This is a genomic window from Caulobacter sp. LARHSG274 (assembly GCF_052871235.1).
Genome location: NZ_JBIXJO010000003.1, coordinates 146,464 through 164,091, shown reverse-complemented (window position 1 = coordinate 164,091; position 17,628 = coordinate 146,464). Strand labels below are relative to the sequence as shown.

General features: G+C 68.6%; 12 protein-coding genes and 1 tRNA gene. 9 read left to right on the top strand and 4 right to left on the bottom strand.

Features of this window, described 5'->3' with window-relative positions; genetic code table 11:
• Positions 1 to 160: 160 nt before the first annotated feature.
• A complete protein-coding gene (locus ACIPQB_RS09020) occupies positions 161 to 5,989 on the top strand; it encodes a HAMP domain-containing protein (protein WP_446484884.1) in 5,829 nt (1,942 codons plus the stop codon).
• Positions 5,986 to 8,034, top strand: a complete 2,049-nt coding sequence (locus ACIPQB_RS09015; RefSeq protein ID WP_446484883.1) for a response regulator — start codon at positions 5,986 to 5,988, stop codon at positions 8,032 to 8,034. Before ACIPQB_RS09020 ends, ACIPQB_RS09015 begins: the two co-directional genes overlap by 4 nt.
• 22 nt (positions 8,035 to 8,056) lie before the next feature.
• Here the strand turns inward: ACIPQB_RS09015 and ACIPQB_RS09010 are convergent, their stop codons facing one another.
• The gene (locus ACIPQB_RS09010; protein WP_446484882.1) at positions 8,057 to 9,001 is read right to left on the bottom strand and encodes a LysR family transcriptional regulator; all 945 of its coding nucleotides are present in this window, start codon (positions 8,999 to 9,001) and stop codon (positions 8,057 to 8,059) included.
• A 97-nt stretch (positions 9,002 to 9,098) separates the two neighbouring features.
• Here ACIPQB_RS09010 and ACIPQB_RS09005 point away from each other — a divergent pair, with 97 nt between their 5' ends.
• From ACIPQB_RS09005 to ACIPQB_RS08985, 5 genes are all read left to right on the top strand, one after another.
• Positions 9,099 to 9,971 carry an MBL fold metallo-hydrolase gene (locus tag ACIPQB_RS09005; RefSeq protein ID WP_446484881.1) on the top strand — a complete coding sequence of 291 codons (873 nt, stop codon included), beginning with the start codon at positions 9,099 to 9,101 and terminating at the stop codon, positions 9,969 to 9,971.
• Positions 9,972 to 9,974: 3 nt separating this feature from the next.
• Positions 9,975 to 10,376, top strand: a complete 402-nt coding sequence (locus ACIPQB_RS09000; protein WP_446484880.1) for a nuclear transport factor 2 family protein — start codon at positions 9,975 to 9,977, stop codon at positions 10,374 to 10,376.
• Positions 10,377 to 10,547: 171 nt separating this feature from the next.
• Positions 10,548 to 11,663 (top strand): putative urea ABC transporter substrate-binding protein, encoded by a 1,116-nt coding sequence (locus ACIPQB_RS08995; protein WP_446484879.1) that lies wholly within the window; start codon positions 10,548 to 10,550, stop codon positions 11,661 to 11,663.
• A 21-nt stretch (positions 11,664 to 11,684) separates the two neighbouring features.
• The gene (locus ACIPQB_RS08990) at positions 11,685 to 12,503 is read left to right on the top strand and encodes an ABC transporter permease (RefSeq protein WP_446484878.1); all 819 of its coding nucleotides are present in this window, start codon (positions 11,685 to 11,687) and stop codon (positions 12,501 to 12,503) included.
• Position 12,504: 1 nt separating this feature from the next.
• Complete coding sequence (locus ACIPQB_RS08985) at positions 12,505 to 13,287, top strand: ATP-binding cassette domain-containing protein (RefSeq protein WP_446484877.1); 783 nt, start codon at positions 12,505 to 12,507, stop codon at positions 13,285 to 13,287.
• Between the two features lie 60 nt (positions 13,288 to 13,347).
• On the opposite strand, the gene ACIPQB_RS08980 is transcribed toward ACIPQB_RS08985, so the two are convergent.
• Positions 13,348 to 13,423, bottom strand: a tRNA-Thr gene (locus tag ACIPQB_RS08980).
• Between the two features lie 142 nt (positions 13,424 to 13,565).
• Here ACIPQB_RS08980 and ACIPQB_RS08975 point away from each other — a divergent pair.
• Positions 13,566 to 14,882 (top strand): serine hydrolase domain-containing protein, encoded by a 1,317-nt coding sequence (locus tag ACIPQB_RS08975; protein WP_446484876.1) that lies wholly within the window; start codon positions 13,566 to 13,568, stop codon positions 14,880 to 14,882.
• A gap of 30 nt (positions 14,883 to 14,912) precedes the next feature.
• On the top strand, positions 14,913 to 15,680 hold the full coding sequence (locus ACIPQB_RS08970; RefSeq protein WP_446484875.1) for an SDR family oxidoreductase: 768 nt from the start codon (positions 14,913 to 14,915) through the stop codon (positions 15,678 to 15,680).
• 8 nt (positions 15,681 to 15,688) lie between these two features.
• On the opposite strand, the gene ACIPQB_RS08965 is transcribed toward ACIPQB_RS08970, so the two are convergent.
• Together ACIPQB_RS08965 and ACIPQB_RS08960 are read right to left on the bottom strand one after the other, a co-directional pair.
• Entirely contained in the window at positions 15,689 to 16,546 is an 858-nt protein-coding gene (locus ACIPQB_RS08965; protein ID WP_446484874.1) for an arginyltransferase, read from the bottom strand.
• Between the two features lie 122 nt (positions 16,547 to 16,668).
• A complete protein-coding gene (locus ACIPQB_RS08960) occupies positions 16,669 to 17,568 on the bottom strand; it encodes a flagellar motor protein MotB (RefSeq protein WP_446484873.1) in 900 nt (299 codons plus the stop codon).
• Between the last annotated feature and the right edge of the window lie 60 nt (positions 17,569 to 17,628).

Below are 17,628 nucleotides of genomic sequence, written 5' to 3'. Positions count from 1 at the left end.
TGCGCTGGACGGCGTCGCCGAAGAACAGCCAAGTCCGGCAACGGCGGGAACCAATGAATTTGGGCCGCGTTGGTGGGCTGTTGGGGGAAGCGGAGCTTTGGGCGGCGGTTTCGCTCTGGCCGACCCCCACGTGACAATTCGTGTCGACGTGGAGAAGCGTATGCCGGCCGCCCAGACCATCGCCAAACGCAGCCTGGACAATCACCAGCTGCTCGCCGCCCTGCGGGCGTTCCGGCGCGGGGACTTTTCCGTCCGGCTGCCGACCGACCTGTCGGGGCTGGATGGCGAACTGGCCGAGGCCTTCAACGACGCCGTCGATCTGAACGACCGGATCTCCAAGGAGTTCGAGCGGCTCGGCGACGTGGTCGGCAAGCAGGGCAAGATCAACCACCGGGCCCGGCTGCCGGGCGCCACCGGCTCGTGGGCCGACAGCGTCGAGGCGGTCAACACCCTGATCACCGACATGGTCCACCCGACCGCCGAAATGGCCCGGGTGATCGGCGCCACCGCCAAAGGCGACCTCAGCCAGACCATGGACCTGGAGAACGAGGAGCGGCCCCTGCGCGGCGAGTTCCTGCGCATCGGCAAGGTGGTCAACACCATGGTCGGGCAGCTGGGCTCGTTCGCCTCGGAAGTGACCCGGGTGGCGCGGGAGGTGGGTACGGAGGGCAAGCTCGGCGGCCAGGCCCAGGTCAAGGGCGTGGCGGGCACCTGGAAGGACCTGACCGACAACGTCAACCTGATGGCCGCCAACCTGACCGGTCAGGTCCGCAACATCGCCGAGGTGACCACCGCCGTCGCCAACGGCGACCTGTCGCGCAAGATCACCGTCGATGTGAAGGGCGAGGTGCTGGAGCTGAAGAACACCATCAACACCATGGTGGACCAGCTCAACAGCTTCGCCTCGGAAGTGACGCGGGTGGCGCGCGAAGTGGGTACGGAAGGCAAGCTCGGCGGCCAGGCCAACGTCCGCGGCGTGGCGGGCACCTGGAAGGACCTGACCGACAACGTCAACCTGATGGCCGGCAACCTGACCGGTCAGGTGCGGAACATCGCCGAGGTCACCACCGCCGTGGCCCGGGGCGACCTGAGCCGCAAGATCACCGTCGACGTGAAGGGCGAGGTGCTGGAGCTGAAGAACACCATCAACACCATGGTGGACCAGCTCAACAGCTTCGCCTCGGAAGTGACCCGGGTAGCGCGCGAAGTCGGCACCGAGGGCAAGCTGGGCGGTCAGGCCCGGGTGGAAGGGGTGGCGGGCACCTGGAAGGAGCTGACCGACAACGTCAACCTGATGGCCGGCAACCTGACCGGCCAGGTGCGGAACATCGCCGAGGTGACCACCGCCGTGGCCATGGGCGACCTCAGCAAGAAGATCACCGTCGACGTCAAGGGCGAGGTGCTGGAGCTGAAGAACACCATCAACGTCATGGTGGACCAGCTCAACGCCTTCGCCTCGGAAGTCACCCGGGTGGCGCGGGAGGTGGGCACCGAGGGCAAGCTGGGCGGCCAGGCCAATGTCACCGGGGTCGGCGGCACCTGGAAGGAGCTGACCGACAACGTCAACCTGATGGCCGGCAACCTGACCGGTCAGGTGCGGAACATCGCCGAGGTGACCACCGCCGTGGCCATGGGCGACCTCTCCAAGAAGATCACCGTCGACGTACGCGGCGAGATCCTGGAGCTGAAGAACACCATCAACACCATGGTCGACCAGCTGAACTCGTTCAGCTCGGAAGTGACCCGGGTGGCGCGGGAAGTGGGCACCGAGGGCAAGCTCGGCGGCCAGGCCCAGGTCAAGGGCGTGGCGGGGACCTGGAAGGACCTGACCGACAACGTCAACTTCATGGCCGGCAACCTGACCGGCCAGGTCCGCAACATCGCCGAGGTGACCACCGCCGTCGCCAATGGCGACCTTTCCAAGAAGATCACCGTCGACGTGCGCGGCGAGATCCTGGAGCTGAAGAACACCATCAACGTCATGGTTGATCAGCTGAACGGCTTCGCCTCGGAAGTGACGCGGGTGGCCCGCGAAGTCGGCACCGAAGGCAAGCTGGGCGGCCAGGCGCGGGTGGAAGGCGTGGCCGGGACCTGGAAGGACCTGACCGACAACGTCAACCTGATGGCCGGCAACCTGACCGGCCAGGTGCGCAACATCGCCGAGGTCACCACCGCCGTGGCCATGGGCGACCTCTCCAAGAAGATCACCGTCGATGTCAAGGGCGAGGTGCTGGAGCTGAAGAACACCATCAACGTCATGGTCGACCAGCTCAATTCGTTCTCGTCGGAAGTCACCCGGGTGGCGCGGGAAGTCGGCACCGAGGGCAAGCTCGGCGGCCAGGCGCAGGTCAAGGGCGTGGCCGGGACCTGGAAGGACCTGACCGACAACGTCAACTTCATGGCCGCCAACCTGACCGGCCAGGTCCGCAACATCGCCGACGTCACCACCGCCGTCGCCAAGGGCGACCTCAGCAAGAAGATCACTGTCGACGTGAAGGGCGAGATCCTAGAGTTGAAATCGACGATCAACGTCATGGTCGATCAGCTGAACGGCTTCGCCTCGGAAGTGACCCGGGTGGCGCGGGAAGTTGGCACCGAGGGCAAGCTGGGTGGTCAGGCCCAGGTGCCGGGCGTGGCCGGGACCTGGAAAGACCTCACCGACAACGTCAACATGATGGCCGCCAACCTGACCGGCCAGGTCCGCAACATCGCCGACGTCGTCACCGCCGTCGCCCAGGGCAATCTCAAGCGCAAGCTGACCCTGGACGCCAAGGGCGAGATCGCCTCGCTGGCCGACACCATCAACGGCATGATCGAGACCCTGGCCACCTTCGCCGACCAGGTGACCAACGTCGCCCGCGAGGTGGGTTCGGAAGGCAAGCTGGGCGGCCAGGCCCGGGTGCCCGGCGCCGCGGGCCTGTGGCGCGACCTGACCGACAACGTCAACGAACTGGCCGCCAACCTGACCACCCAGGTTCGCGCCATCGCCGAGGTGTCGACGGCCGTGACCAAGGGCGACCTGACCCGCTCGATCACCGTCGAGGCCTCGGGCGAGGTCGCGGCCCTGAAGGACAACATCAACGAGATGATCCGCAACCTGAAGGATCAGACGTTGAAGAACACCGAGCAGGACTGGCTGAAGACCAACCTGGCCCGGTTCAGCCGCATGCTGCAGGGCGAGCGCGACCTGTCGACGGTGTCGAACCTGGTGCTGTCGGAGCTGGCCCCGCTGATCAACGCCCAGCACGGGGTGTTCTACGTCTCCGACCACGACGTCAACGGCGAGCCGGTTCTGAACCTGGCGGCCAGCTACGCCTCCAATCCCGGCGACCGGCCGCCGGCCCGGCTGCGCCAGCGCGAGGGCCTGATCGGCCAGTGCGCCGCCGAGCGCCAGCGCATCCTGCTGACCAACGTGCCGTCCGACTACGTCAAGATCAGCTCGGGCCTGGGCGAGGCCGCCCCGCAGAACATCATTGTCCTGCCGGCCCTGTTCGAAGGCGAGCTGAAGGCGGTGATCGAGCTGGCCACCTTCGGCACGTTCAACGAGACCCAGCAGGCCTTCCTCGACCAGCTGATGGAATCCATCGGCATCGTGCTGTCGACCATCGCCGCCAACATGCGCACCGAGGGGCTGCTCGAACAGTCGCAACTGCTGACCGCCGAGCTGCAGGCCCAGCAGGAGGAGCTGAAGAAGACCAACGACCGCCTGGAACTGCAGGCCGCGTCGCTGCGTCAGTCCGAGGAACTGCTGCGCTCCAAGCAGGACGAACTGCAGCAGACCAACGCCGAGCTGGAGGACAAGGCCGTCCTGCTGTCGGCCCAGAACAAGCAGGTCGAGGCCAAGAACACCGAGGTCGAGCAGGCCAAGGCGGCGCTGGAGGAAAAGGCCGAACAGCTGGCCCTGACCTCCAAGTACAAGTCCGAGTTCCTGGCCAATATGAGCCACGAGCTGCGCACGCCGCTCAACAGCCTGCTGATCCTGTCCAAGATGCTCAGCGAGAACTCGCAGGGCAATCTGAGCGAAAAGCAGGTCGAGTTCGCCCGCAACATCCACAGCGCCGGCGCCGACCTGCTGGGCCTGATCAACGACATCCTCGACCTGTCGAAGATCGAGAGCGGCACCGTCACCCTGGACATCGGCGAGATGTCGTTCGCGTCCCTGCGCGACCAGACCGACCGCACCTTCGCCCAACTGGCCCAGGACAAGAAGCTGGACTTCTTCATCAACATCGACCCGGCCCTGCCGCGCTCGATGTACACCGACGACAAGCGCCTGCAGCAGGTGATCAAGAACCTGCTGTCCAACGCCTTCAAGTTCACCCAAGCCGGTTCGGTGCGCCTGACCATCGCCCGGGCCGACGACGGCTGGGCCAGCGGCAACGACCACCTCAACAAGGCCGGCCAGGTGCTGGCCTTCTCGGTCGAGGACACCGGCATCGGCATCCCCGAGGACAAGCAGCGGATCATCTTCGAGGCGTTCCAGCAGGCCGACGGCACCACCAGCCGCAAGTACGGCGGCACCGGCCTGGGCCTGTCGATCAGCCGCGAGATCACCCGGCTGCTGGGCGGCGAGCTGCGGGTCGTCTCGACGCCGGGGCAGGGCAGCACCTTCACCCTTTATCTGCCGCTCAACTTCAGCCCGGCGGCCCAGCCCTCGCAGTCGCTGCAGCCGCGGCCGGCCACCGCGCCGGTGCAGACCTTCCGGCTGTCGACTGCCGAGGCCGGCTCGGCCGAGCCGGCCGAGACGGTGGTCGACGACCGCGAGTCGATCGATCCCGGCGACTCCGTGGTGCTGATCGTCGAGGACGACACCCGCTTCGCCTCGATCCTGCTGTCCTTGGTCCGTGACAGCGGCTTCAAGGGCGTGGTCACCGGCGAGGGATCGGCCGTGCCGGCCCTGGCTCGGCGCTTTGCGCCCCAGGCGATCATGCTGGACATCGGCCTGCCCGACATGGACGGCCTAGCCCTGCTGGACCTGCTCAAGCGCACCCCCGACACCCGCCACATTCCGGTGCAGGTGATCTCGGCCGACGACCACGGCGGGCTGGGCCTGTCGATGGGGGCCTTCGGCTTCACCAGCAAGCCGGTGGAGCGCGAGGCGGTGGCCTCGACCCTGGAGAAGGTCAAGCGCCTGGTGGCCGAGACCGGCCGCGCCCCGATTCTGGTCGGCGGGGAGGGCGAGGCCGCCGACACCCTGCGCGCGGCCTTCGGCGGCCTGAAGACCGTGTCCGCCCTGTCGGACCTGCCGGCCGAGGCGTTCGTCGCCGACGGCGGTTGCCTGGTCATCGACGTCGGCGCGGGACCGGTCGGCCCGCTGGTCGACGCCTTGAAGCACCGCGACACGCCGTCAGGCGTGGTGGTCGCCTATGCGCCGCAGACGCTCGAACTGGAGGACGAGCGTCGGCTGCGGCTGGCGGTGTTCTCCGGCCTGGCGCGGCTGGCGCGCTCGCCCGAGCAATTGATCGACCACGTCACCATGCTGCTGCACGCGCCGCTGGATCGCTTGTCGAGCCCGGCCCGGGCGATGATCGCCCAAAGCCGCCACGCCGATGCCGTGCTCAGCGGCCTGACGGCCGTGGTCATCGATGACGACATCCGCAACATCTTCTCCCTCGCCAGCGCCCTGGAAGAGTACGGAATCGAGCTGCGCTACGCCGAAAGCGGCCGGGCCGGGCTGGAGCTGCTCGACAGCCTGCCGTCGGTCGATATGGTTCTGGTCGACATCATGATGCCCGACATGGACGGCTACGAGACCATGCGTGAGATCCGCGCCCGCTCACAGTTCTCGGACCTGCCGGTGATCGCCGTCACCGCCAAGGCGATGAAGGGCGACCGGCAGAAGTGCATCCAGGCCGGCGCCTCCGACTATGTTTCCAAACCGGTCGACATCGACCAGTTGATCTCGGTCCTGCGGGTTTCGGTGCAGCGCACCGACGCCCAGCGTCTGGCCGGGGACAACATCATCGCCCTGCATAGCGCCGCCCAATGAGCTTCCCTGCGGTGCAGCGCCAGCCGATCCCGCCGGCTCCGGATCGGCCCCGGACGCGGATCCTGATCGTCGACGACGACGAGCGCAACGCCTTCGCCGCGACCCAGGCGCTGGAGACCCTGGGCCAGGAACTGGTGGTCGCCCGCTCGGGCGAGGAGGCCCTGCGCCGGCTGCTCACCGACGAATATGCGGTGATCCTGCTCGACCTGCACATGCCGGGCATGGACGGCTACGAGACGGCGGAGCTGATCCGCCAGCGGCGCCGCAATCGCGACGTGCCCATCGTCTTCCTGACGGCGGTGTTCCGCGACGAGGCCCATATCTTTAAAGCCTATTCGGCCGGGGCGGTCGACGTGGTGTTCAAGCCGGTCGATCCGTTCATCCTGCGCTCCAAGGTGCAGGTCCTGGTCGACCTGCACGTCAAGACCCTGGAGCTGGAGCGCCAGTCGGAGAGCCGGCGCCTGCTGCTGGAGGAGAACGCCCGCGTCCACGCCGAGAAGCTGGCCGCCGAGCGGGCCTTGCGCCAGACCCAGGAACGCCAGCAGGCGATCCTGCGCGCCCTGCCGGTGGTCTTCCATTCGCGCACGGCCGAGCCGCCCTTTCAGCCGCTGTTCGTCAGCGACAGCGTGCTGGGCCTGACCGGCTTCACCGCCGAGGAATTCCTGGCCAAGGCCGATTTCGGCATCGGCCGGGTCCATCCCGACGACGTCGAGATCGTCGTGCGCGCCCAGGCCGAGGCGCGCCGGACCGGGTCCTACACCTGCGAGTACCGCTGGCGCTGCGCCGACGGCAGCTATCGCTCGCTGATCGACCAGGGGGTCCTGGCCCCCGACGAGGACGGCGGCCGCCAGGTGGTGTTCGGCACCCTGCTCGACAACACCGATCGCCGGGTGCTGGAGGAGCAACTGGGACACGCCCGCAAGATGGAGGCGGTCGGCCAACTGACCGGCGGCGTCGCCCACGACTTCAACAATCTGCTGACCGTCATTCTGGGCAATATGGAGCTGATCCGCCGCCGCACCGGCCAGGACCATGAGCTGGCCCGGCAGATCGGCGCCGTGCTGCAGGCCGCCGAGCGGGGCGGGGCCCTGACCCGCCAGCTCCTGGCCTTCGCCCGCCGCCAGCACCTGAACCCGGTGACGGTCGATCTCAACCGCCTGATCGAAGACTTCTCGCCGCTGCTGCGCCAAGCGGTCGGCGACGGTGTGACCATCGCCCTCAACCTCGGCAAGACCCCTCTGCCGGCCTATCTCGACGCCGCCCAGTTCGAGAGCGCGCTGCTGAACCTGGCGGTCAACGCCCGCGACGCCATGCAGGGCGGCGGCGCCCTGTCGATCGAAACCCGCCTGACCGGTCCGGACAATTCCAGGATCCTGGTGGCCGTGCGCGACACCGGCGAAGGCATGGACCCGCAGGTGGCCTCGCGGATCTTCGAGCCGTTCTTCACCACCAAGGAGGTGGGCAAGGGATCGGGCCTGGGCCTGTCCCAGGTCTACGGCTTCGTGCAGCAGTCGGGCGGCGAGGTGTCGGTCAGCAGCGCGCCGGGGCAGGGCGCGGTGTTCGAGATCCTGCTGCCGCTGAGCGCGGCGGTCCCGGTCATCCGCGCCGTCGACGAGGTGCGGATGAAGTCGACCGGCGGCAGCGAACGGGTGCTCGTGGTCGAGGACGATCCGGCTGTGCTGGCCATGGCCGTAGAGACGCTGGAAAGCGAGGGCTACCAGGTGGCGACCGCCACCACCGCCGCCGCCGCCCTCAAGCGGCTGAAGGGCCGCAAGCGGTTCGACCTGCTGTTCTCCGACGTGGTGATGCCGGGGGGCATGAACGGCGTCGAACTGGCTCGCCAGGCCCGCGGCGCCCATCCGGACCTCAAGGTGCTGCTGACCTCGGGCTATGTCGGCGACGAGGCCCTATCCTGGGCGAACGCCTTTCCGATGATCGACAAGCCCTATGCTCGCCAGGCCCTGATCGACCAGATCCGCGCCGTGCTCGACCTGGACGAGTCGGCCGCGCCGGCGGCCAAGGCGCGGCGCGGCGGGGCGGCCTGACGCCGAACCGGAGCGCGCCGCGTCAGGGCGCGTGGGTCCGGCGCCGTTCCCATTCGACAAGCACGTTCAGGAAGGCCGCGACCCTGGCCGGTCGAAAGCGCGTCGCCGGGGTGACGGCATAGATCCCGCCAGCGTCCAGGCTCCAGTGGGGCAGCAGCCGGGCCAGCCGGCCGCCGGCCAGGTCCTGCTGGACCGCGAAGTCGGGCAGGATCGATACGCCAGCCCCGGCGCGCACCGCCTCGAGGACCCCCAAAGTCGCGTCGATGCGGAGCACGGCCGACAGCTTCACGGCCTGTTGCTCGGCGGCGCCGCGGGAAAAGGTCCAGCCGAGCGGGTCGCGCAGGATGCTGTTGGCGACGAACGGCAGGCCGGCGATGCGGTCGGGCCCGGCCGCCTCGCCCAGATCGGCGGCCAAGGCCGGATCGCCGACCAGGACCTGCTCGAACGACCCGATCCGCCGGGCCCGCAGGCCGCTGTCGGTCAGCCAGCCGACCCGAATGGCCAGTTCGATGTCCTTCTCGACCGGGTCGAGGGTCCGGTCGCTGATGACGAGATCGGCGCCGCAGGCCGGAAAGCGGCGGCGGAACTCGGCGATCGCCGGAACGACGACGGCGATCCCGTAGTCGAACGGCGCCGTCAGCCGCAGGATCCCGGTCGGGGCCCCGTGGTCGCCCTCCAGGCCGTCGAACGCCTCCTGGGCCTCGGAGAGGATGCGGGCGCAGCGTTCGTAGAAGGCGCGGCCCGCCTCGGTCGGCCGGACGCTGCGGGTGGTGCGCACCAGCAGCGTGGTCTCGAACTCGCGCTCCAGCTTGGCGACCTGCTGGCTGACCACGGCCTTGGTGATGCCCAGCCGCGCCGCCGCGGCGGTGAACGAGCCGGCTTCCACCACCTCGGCGAAATAGGCCAGGCGCTTGAGATTGTTGATGTCGCGCGCCGTGCTTTCGCGCGGATTGTATGCTTGTGACATACAGACTGTGTATTTTCTCGATCTTCGAATGGCAATCCTGAAGGCGTAGGGTTCTTCGCACACGGGGAACGCAGCCATGCCCACCAGGAGACGGATGATGAAGACCACGATCGCAGGCGGCGTCGCCGCCCTGGCCGGCCAGACCGGGGCCCAGGCCGCCGCAACCCTCGAATGGAAGGCCTTTCCCGCCGGCGAGAACGGCTTCTTCCGCGCCCCGGTCCTGATCTGGGGCCCAAGCGAGGCCGTGCTGATCGACGGCGGCTTCACGCTGCCCGACGGCCGGGCCGTGGTCGAGGCGATCAAGGCCGCCGGTCGCCGACTGACCACGATCTATGTCAGCCAGAGCGATCCCGACTATTATTTCAGCCTGGGGCCGATCAAGGCCGCGTTTCCCGAGGCGCGGGTGATCGCCGCCTCCGATACGATCGCGGCGATCCAGGCCAGCGTCGAGAAGAAGCTCGCCACCTGGGGGCCGCAACTGGCCGACAACGGCCCCAAGACGCTGGCTGACATCGTCATGCCCGAGCCGTTCGACGGCGACCACCTGACCGTCGACGGCCAGGCGATCCAGATCGTTCCCGCCCAGGGCCTGGCCAATCGCCGCTATCTGTGGGCCCCGTCGCTGTCGGCGATCTTCGGCGGCGTGCTGGTGTTTTCCGGCGTCCACGTCTGGACCGCCGACACCGCCGGCGCCGAGGCCCGCGCGGCCTGGGTCCGGGAACTTGAGGCCATGCTGGCCCGCGCGCCGGCCGTGGTCGTCCCGGGGCACATGACGCCCGCGGCGACGACGGGTCCGGCGGCGCTGGCCTATACCCGCGACTATCTGCTGGCCTTCGAGCAGGAACTGGCCAAGGCCAAGGACAGCGCCGCCCTGATCGCCGCCATGACCGCCCGCTATCCGGACGCCGGCATGGGGGTGGCGCTGCAGATAGGCGCCAAGGTCGCCACCGGCGAAATGAAATGGGGCTGAGCCATGGCCTCGAACAAGGACATCATCCGCGCCACCTATGAGGCCTCGCCCGCCGAGAAGGGCGAGCGCCTGCTGACCGCCCTGGCGCCCGACGCGGCCTGGACCGAGGCCGCCGGCTTTCCCTATGCGGGGACCTATGTCGGTCCCGAGGCGATCCTGGCCGGGGTCTTTCATCGTCTGGCGACCGAATGGATCGACTATCGGGCGGAGGCCCACACCTATCTGGAGGACGGTGACCGCGTCGCCGCCTTCGGCGTCTATTCGGGGACATACCGGGCGACGGGCAGGGCGATGACCGCCACCTTCGCTCACCTCTACCGGCTCAGGGACGGCAAGATCGTCAGCATGGAGCAATATGTCGACAGCGCCCTGGTGCGCCGGGCCTTGGAGGACGAGGCCGTCTGACCCTCCGGCGGGCCGGAACGGCGCATGAAGCGGCGCCGCCAGGGCGGGCGGCTTGTTTTTGATGCAGGTTCCGCGGTGACGGAGCGCGGAATCCGCCGCCTTCAGTATTACGATTGCGCAAACTCGTAATATGCGAAACCTTGGGCTCAGCGATTTCAAGGGAGCCCGCTCATGAGTGTCTTGTTCACCCGCAAGCGTTTCATTGCGGCCATGGCCATGTCCTGCCTGGCGCTGGCCTCGTGCGGACCCAAACCCGCCGACAAGGCGGCGACCGCGGCCGCGCCGGCGGCGACGGCGGCCAAGAGCAGCTACAAGATCGGCTGGACCATCTATGCCGGCTGGATGCCCTGGGCCTACGCCCAGCAGTCGGGCATCGTGAAGAAGTGGGCCGACAAGTACGGCGTGCAGATCGAGCTGGTGCAGATCAACGACTATGTCGAATCCCTCAACCAGTTCTCGGCCGGCAAGCTGGACGGCGTCACCGCCACCAATATGGACGCCCTGACCGTGCCGGCCGCCGCCGGCAAGGACACCACGGTCCTGATGATCGGCGACTATTCCAACGGCAATGACGGAGTGATCCTGAAGAACGGCAAGAGCCTGGCCGAGATCAAGGGCCGGCCGGTCAACCTGGTCGAGCTGTCGGTGTCGCACTACCTGCTGGCCCGCGCCCTCGAGAAGGCCGGGCTGAAGATGGCCGACGTCAAGACGGTCAACACCTCCGACGCCGACATCGTCGCCGCCTACAGCGCCGCCGACACCAAGGCCCTGGTGACCTGGAACCCGCAGCTGTCGGAAGTGAAGAAGATGCCCGGCGCGACCGAGGTGTTCGACAGCTCCAAGATCCCCGGCGAGATCCTCGACGGCCTGATGGTCAGCACCGAGGCCCTGAAGGCCAATCCCAATCTGGGCAAGGCCCTGACCGGCATCTGGTACGAGACCCTGGCCCTGACCGTCGCCCAGACCCCCGAGGGCAAGGCGGCCCGCGAGGCGATGGCCAAGCTGTCGGGCTCGGACCTGGCCGGGTTCGAGAGCCAGCTGAAGACCACCTATCTCTATGCCGATCCCAAGGCCGCCCTGGCCGCTACGGTCAGCCCCGACCTGGTCACCGCCAACGACCGGGTGCGCAAGTTCAGCTTCAGCATGGGCCTGTTCGGCCAGGGCGCGAAGTCGGTGGACGACATCGGCATCAGCTTCCCGGGCGGCAAGACCCTGGGCGATCCGGCCAATGTGAAGCTGCGCTTCGATCCGAGCTATGTTCAGCAGGCGGCCGAGGGCAAGCTGTAGCGCCCTGCAGGACCCGAACCCATGCGCCGCTTGTTGAACGTCAGACCCAGGGGCGGCCTTCGCGTGCTGCTGGGTCTGCTGCCGCTGCTGGCGGTGGCGCTGGTCTATCTGATGGCCTCCCAGGCCCGCCACGCCGAAAACCCGCGCGACAAGCTGCTGCCGACCCCGGCCGCCATGGTCGAGGCGGTGCAGCTGATGGCCCGGGTCGATCCCCTGACCGGCGCGGCGCCCCTGGTGGTCGACACGGCCGCCAGCCTCAGGCGGATCGGGATCGCCCTGGTCATCGCGACCGGGACCGCCCTGGTGCTGGGCCTGGGCCTGGGCCTGCTGCCGCTGCTGCGGGCCAAGTTCGGACCGCTGGTGGCGGTGATCGCCGTGGTGCCGCCGATCGCGGTGCTGCCGATCCTGTTCATCGTCTTCGGCCTGGGCGAGACCGCCAAGATCGCCCTGATCGTCATCGGCATCACCCCGGTGATGGTCCGCGACCTGGCCGCCCAGGTCGCCGCCATCCCCGAAGAGCAGCTGGTCAAGGCCCAGACCCTGGGGGCCAGCACCTGGCAGCTGGCCCTGCGGGTGGCGCTGCCCCAGGCCATGCCGCGGTTGATCGACAGCCTGCGGCTGTCGCTGTGCCCGGCCTGGGTCTATCTGATCTCGGCCGAGGCGATCGCCGCCGATGTCGGCCTGGGCTACCGGATCTTCCTGGTCCGCCGCTACCTGTCGATGGACATCATCCTGCCCTATGTCGTCTGGATCTCGGTGCTGGCGGTGCTGATGGACGCCGGCCTGCGGATGATCAGCCGCCGCGCCTATCCCTGGGCCCATCCCGTACGGGGGCGCTGAGATGGACCTGCTGACCTTCCGCAACGTCTGGGTGGAGTACGGCGACAAGGTCGTGCTCGAGAACGTCGACCTGGGGATCACCCAGGGCAGCTTCGTCTCGATCGTCGGGCCGTCGGGGGCGGGCAAGAGCACCTTCCTGCGCCTGGCCCTGGGCCAGGAGGCGCCCAGCCGCGGCGCCATCGACCTCGACGGCCGCCGGCTGCGGGCCGAGCCGGGGCCGGACCGCGGCGTGGTGTTCCAGAAATATTCGGTGTTCCCGCACCTCAACGCCCGCGACAACGTGGTGTTCGGCCTGGACTGCGAGGGCTCGCCCCTGCGCGGACGGCTGTCGGGGGGCCGGCGCCGCGCGGCCTTGGAACAGGCCGACCTGATGTTGGCCGCCGTTGGCCTGGGCGACAGCGGCGACGTCCATCCGGCCCAGCTGTCGGGCGGCATGCAGCAGCGCCTGGCCATCGCCCAGGCCCTGATCAAGAAGCCGCGCATCCTGCTGCTCGACGAGCCGTTCGGGGCGCTGGACCCCGGCGTGCGGCTGGACATGCACGCCCTGATCACCGGCCTGTGGCGGGAGCACGGCCTGACCATCATGATGGTCACCCACGACATCAAGGAGGCCTTTAAGCTGGGCACCCGGGTCCTGGCCTTCGACAAGCGCCGCCGCGATCCCCAGGCCCCGCACCGCTATGGCGCCACGGCGGTCTACGATTTCCCGCTCGACAAGCCCGGGGCGGCGGGGCCGGAGGCGCTGGCGCGACTGGGCGGCGAGCGCGGGATGGTTGAGGGCTGAAATCCTCTTCCAGTCCGTCTCGCCGGCGAAGACCGGTGGGCCGTCGCGCCTCGGTCATGATGGTGCCGGTTGCAGGACTCGAACCCGCGACCTTCGGTTTACAAAACCGCTGCTCTACCAGCTGAGCTAAACCGGCCAGGACCGCTACGCCGAGCGGGGGGTTCTCCTTAGCCGCAACAGCGGGGGGCGGGCAATGGCCTAGGCGATCGCAGCAAAGGGTCATTGCCGCTTCGTCAAAGCGAGCTAAGGTGCCTTAAAACAACTGTTCGGGGCGGAGGATGCGGATTCGGCGGGTGATGGCGGCGGCGCTCGCCGCCTTGAGCTTGACGGCCGCTCCGGCCTGGAGCGCGTCCAGGACGCAAAGCGCGGCCCTGGCTCCAGCCGCGCCCGACAGCGTCGGCTTCTCGCCCGAACGGCTCAGACGCCTGGAGGCCTATATGCGAGGGCTGGTCGACCAGGGCCATGTGCCCGGCGCGACCGTCCTGCTGGCCCGCCACGGCAAGATCGTGGCGTTCGAGGCCTATGGCCGAAAAGCCCTCGACGGCCCGCCGATGACCAGGGACACGGTGTTCCGGATCTATTCCCAGACCAAGCCGGTGACCGGCGTGGCGATGATGATCCTGTTCGAGGAGGGCCGCTGGCGACTGGACGATCCGGTCAGCAAGTACGTCCCCGAGTTCGCCAATCTGCGGGTCTATAAGGGCCAGAACCCGGACGGGACCTTCGTCACCGAGCCGGCTTCCCGCCCGCCGACCATGCGCGAGATCATGACCCACGCCGGCGGCTTCGCCTACGGCCTGCGCACGGATCAGCCGGTCGAGAAGGCCTATCGCGACAGCGGCCTGCTCGCCTCCAAGACGCCCCAGGCCTTCATCGACACCCTGGCCAAGCTGCCCCTGGCCAGCCAGCCGGGCGTGGAATGGCGCTACAGCGCCTCGGTCGACGTGCAGGGCTACATCGTCGAGAAACTGTCGGGCCAGAGCCTGGCCGACTTCATGCAGGCCCGGATCTTCGGCCCCCTGAAGATGACCGACACCGGCTTCTGGCTCCCTCCGGCCAAGCAGGACCGCCTGGCGACGCTCTACGCCATCGACCCGAAGTCGGGAAAGCGGGTGGTCGCCGACAATTTCATGGTGCTGGACGTCAGCAAGCCGCCGACCGTGGCCTCCGGCGGGGGCGGCCTGGTCTCGACCACCGCCGACTACGCCCGCTTCGCCCAGATGCTGCTGAACGGCGGCGAGCTCGACGGCGCGCGAATCCTGGCCCCGGCGACGGTCAGGCTGATGGCCTCCAACCACCTGTCCGACGCCGTGATGGCCGCCCCAGGCGCGCTGTTCTCGCCGGCCAGGGGCCGAGGGTTCGGCCTCGACCTTGCGGTGGTCGCCGATCCGGCCCGGGCCGGCACGCTGCAAGGGCAGGGGACCTTCAGTTGGGGCGGGGCGGCCGGCACCTGGTTCTGGGTCGATCCCAAGAACGACCTGCTGATGCTGGGCATGATCCACATCCTGGGCAAGGAGGCCGACCCGGCCCTGGCCCATATCGACGAAACCGCCGCGACCCTGGTCTACCAGGCCCTGGTCGACCCGGCGCAGTAACCGCCCGCAACCCCCGTGAAGGATCGACCCATGCAGAATCTGTTCTCCCTGAAGGGCCGCGTCGCCCTGGTCACCGGCGGCTCGCGCGGCATCGGCAGGATGATCGCCGAGGGCTTCCTGACCTACGGCGCCCGCCGGGTCTATGTCTCGGCCCGCAAGGCCGCCGCCTGCGACGCGACCGCGGAGGAACTGTCGGCTCTGGGCGAGTGCGTATCGCTGCCGGCCGACGTCTCGACCCTGGAAGGCGTCCAGGGCCTGGTGGCGCGGATCTCCGAGCGCGAGGACAAGCTCGACATCCTGGTCAACAACGCCGGGGCCGCCTGGGGCGCGCCCTTCGACGACTTCCCCGAGAGCGGCTGGGACAAGGTCGTCGACCTCAACATGAAGACGCCGTTCTTCCTGACCCAGGCCCTGATCGGCCACCTGCGGGCCGCGGCCAAGGACCATGTCGCCAAGGTGATCAACATCGCCTCGATCGACGGCCAGTCGGTGACCACCGACGAGACCTATCCGTACGGGGCCAGCAAGGCTGGGTTGCTGCACATGACCAAGCGCATGGCCCTGCGCCTGGCGCCGGAGAACATCGCCGTCAGCTGCATCGCCCCCGGGGCCTTCGCCTCTGACATGAACAAGGTCGCCCGCGACCATGCCGACGAGGTGTCCGGCCGCATCCCGGCCGGCCGCATCGGCACGATCGAGGACATGGCCGGGGCGGCGATCTACCTGGCCTCGCGGGCCGGCGACTATGTGGTGGGTTCGGCCGTCACCGTGGACGGCGGGGTCAGCTTCGCGCGGTAGGGGCCCGCTCAGGGCTTGCCCGGCGAGGGGAAGCCGCCGATCTCGGCGGGTTCCGCGTCGCTGAGCTCCAGGCCGGCGTTGTCCGGACTGGCGCCGCCGACCGGCTTGGGCGGCCGCGCCCCGCGCTCGCGGGCCGACATCAGGGCCCAGCCGCCGGGCTTGAGAATCTCCAGCGGCGAGTAGCGGGCCTTGTAGGCCATTTTCTCGCTGCCCGGGACCCAGTAGCCCAGATAGACATAGGGCAAGCTGTTGGCCTGGGCCTGGACGATGTGGTCGAGGATGATGAACGAGCCCAGGCTGCGCTTGACCAGGGTCGGGTCGTAGAAGCTGTAGACCAGCGACAGGCCGTCGGCGAGGACGTCGACCAGCACGCAGGCGATCAGGTCGCCGGGCCCGCGGTCCAGCGAGCGCAGGCGGTACTCGATCAGGTGGGTGCGGACCGCGGTGTCCTCGACCATGGCCACATAGTCGGGCCAGGTCATCTCGGCCATGCCGCCGTCGGCGTGTCGGGTCAGCAGGTAGCGGCGCAGCAGCTCGAACTGCTCCAGCGTCGCCTCGGCCTCGACCAGGTGACGCTCCAGGTCGGTGTTGCGGGCCAGGACCTTGCGTTCCGAGCGCGAGAACACGTAGTCGGCGGCCGGGGCCCGGGCCGACTGGCAGGCGCGGCAGGTCTCGCAGGCGGGGCGGTAGGCGATGTTCTGCGAGCGGCGGAAGCCGACCTGGGTCAGGCTGTCATTGACGGTCGGGCCGTCGGACAGCGGCAGGTGGGCGAAGACCTTGCGTTCCTCGCGGCCGGGCAGGTAGGGGCAAGGCGTGGGCGCCGTCAGGAAGAACCGCAGCTGTCGGGTCGGGAAATGCTGCGTCACGGAAAAGCGCCTGTTTCCTCTAGGGATGCCGACCTGCGGCGGATGAGCGATTAGGCGGTATCCGCGCGGCTTGCGCAAGCGGCGCTAGCGGGGACAGCGGCATCGGGTCACAGGCGCCGCGCTCAGAGGCCATCGGGCAGCACCGGCTTCTCGCGCAGCAGCACGATCGAGATCCGGCGGTTGCCGGCCAGGGTCGGGTCGTCGGCGTAGAGCGGCTCGGAATTGGCCTTGCCCGACACCTGGTAGATGCGGTCCTCGTCGACTCCGGCCCCGCTCAGCACCTGGCGCGAGGCGTCGGCGCGCTCGGCCGACAGCGACCAGTCGCTGTCGGAGCGCTTGCCGGCGGGGCTGGCGCTGGTGTGGCCCGAAATGGTGATGCGGTTGGGCAGCTGGTTGATGATCTTGGCCACCGCCCGCAGCAGGATGCGGGCCCGGTCGTTCGGCTCGCGCGAGTTTTCCTTGAACATCGAGCGGCCGTCCTGGTCGATCAGCTGGATGCGCAGGCCCTCGGGGGTCTGGTCGATCATGATCTGCTTGGACAGCTCCGCCAGTTCCGGCATCTCCTGCAGCGACTGGCGCAGCGACTGGGCGGCCGAGGCGAAGCTGTCCTGCTCCTTCTTGGCCAAGGCGTCGCGCAGGGCCTGCTCGCTGGCCGAGTCGAGGCTGGCGGTGGTCGAGCTCTGGCCCTGCTTGTCGGTCTGGGTCGGCGCCTCGGGCGCCATCTGCTGGATCACCGACATCTTGCCGTCGGCCTTGGCGCCGTCGTCGCCCAGCGAGGTGCCGCCCAGGATGCCGCCCGAGCCGCTGGTGGTCGACGAGACCGAGGCAGGGGCGAAATAGTCGGCGATGCCCTGTTTCTGCTCGGGGCTGGTGACGTTCAGCAGCCACATCAGCAGGAAGAAGGCCATCATCGCGGTCACGAAGTCGGCATAGGCCACCTTCCAGGCGCCGCCATGGTGGCCGCCCCCGATGACCTTCTTGACCTTCTTGATGACGATCGGCTGTTCGCCGCTGACGGCCATTGTGCTTAAGCCCGTTTAACGCTGTTTCTCGGAAGCTGAGGCCTGGACGTTAAAATGCCG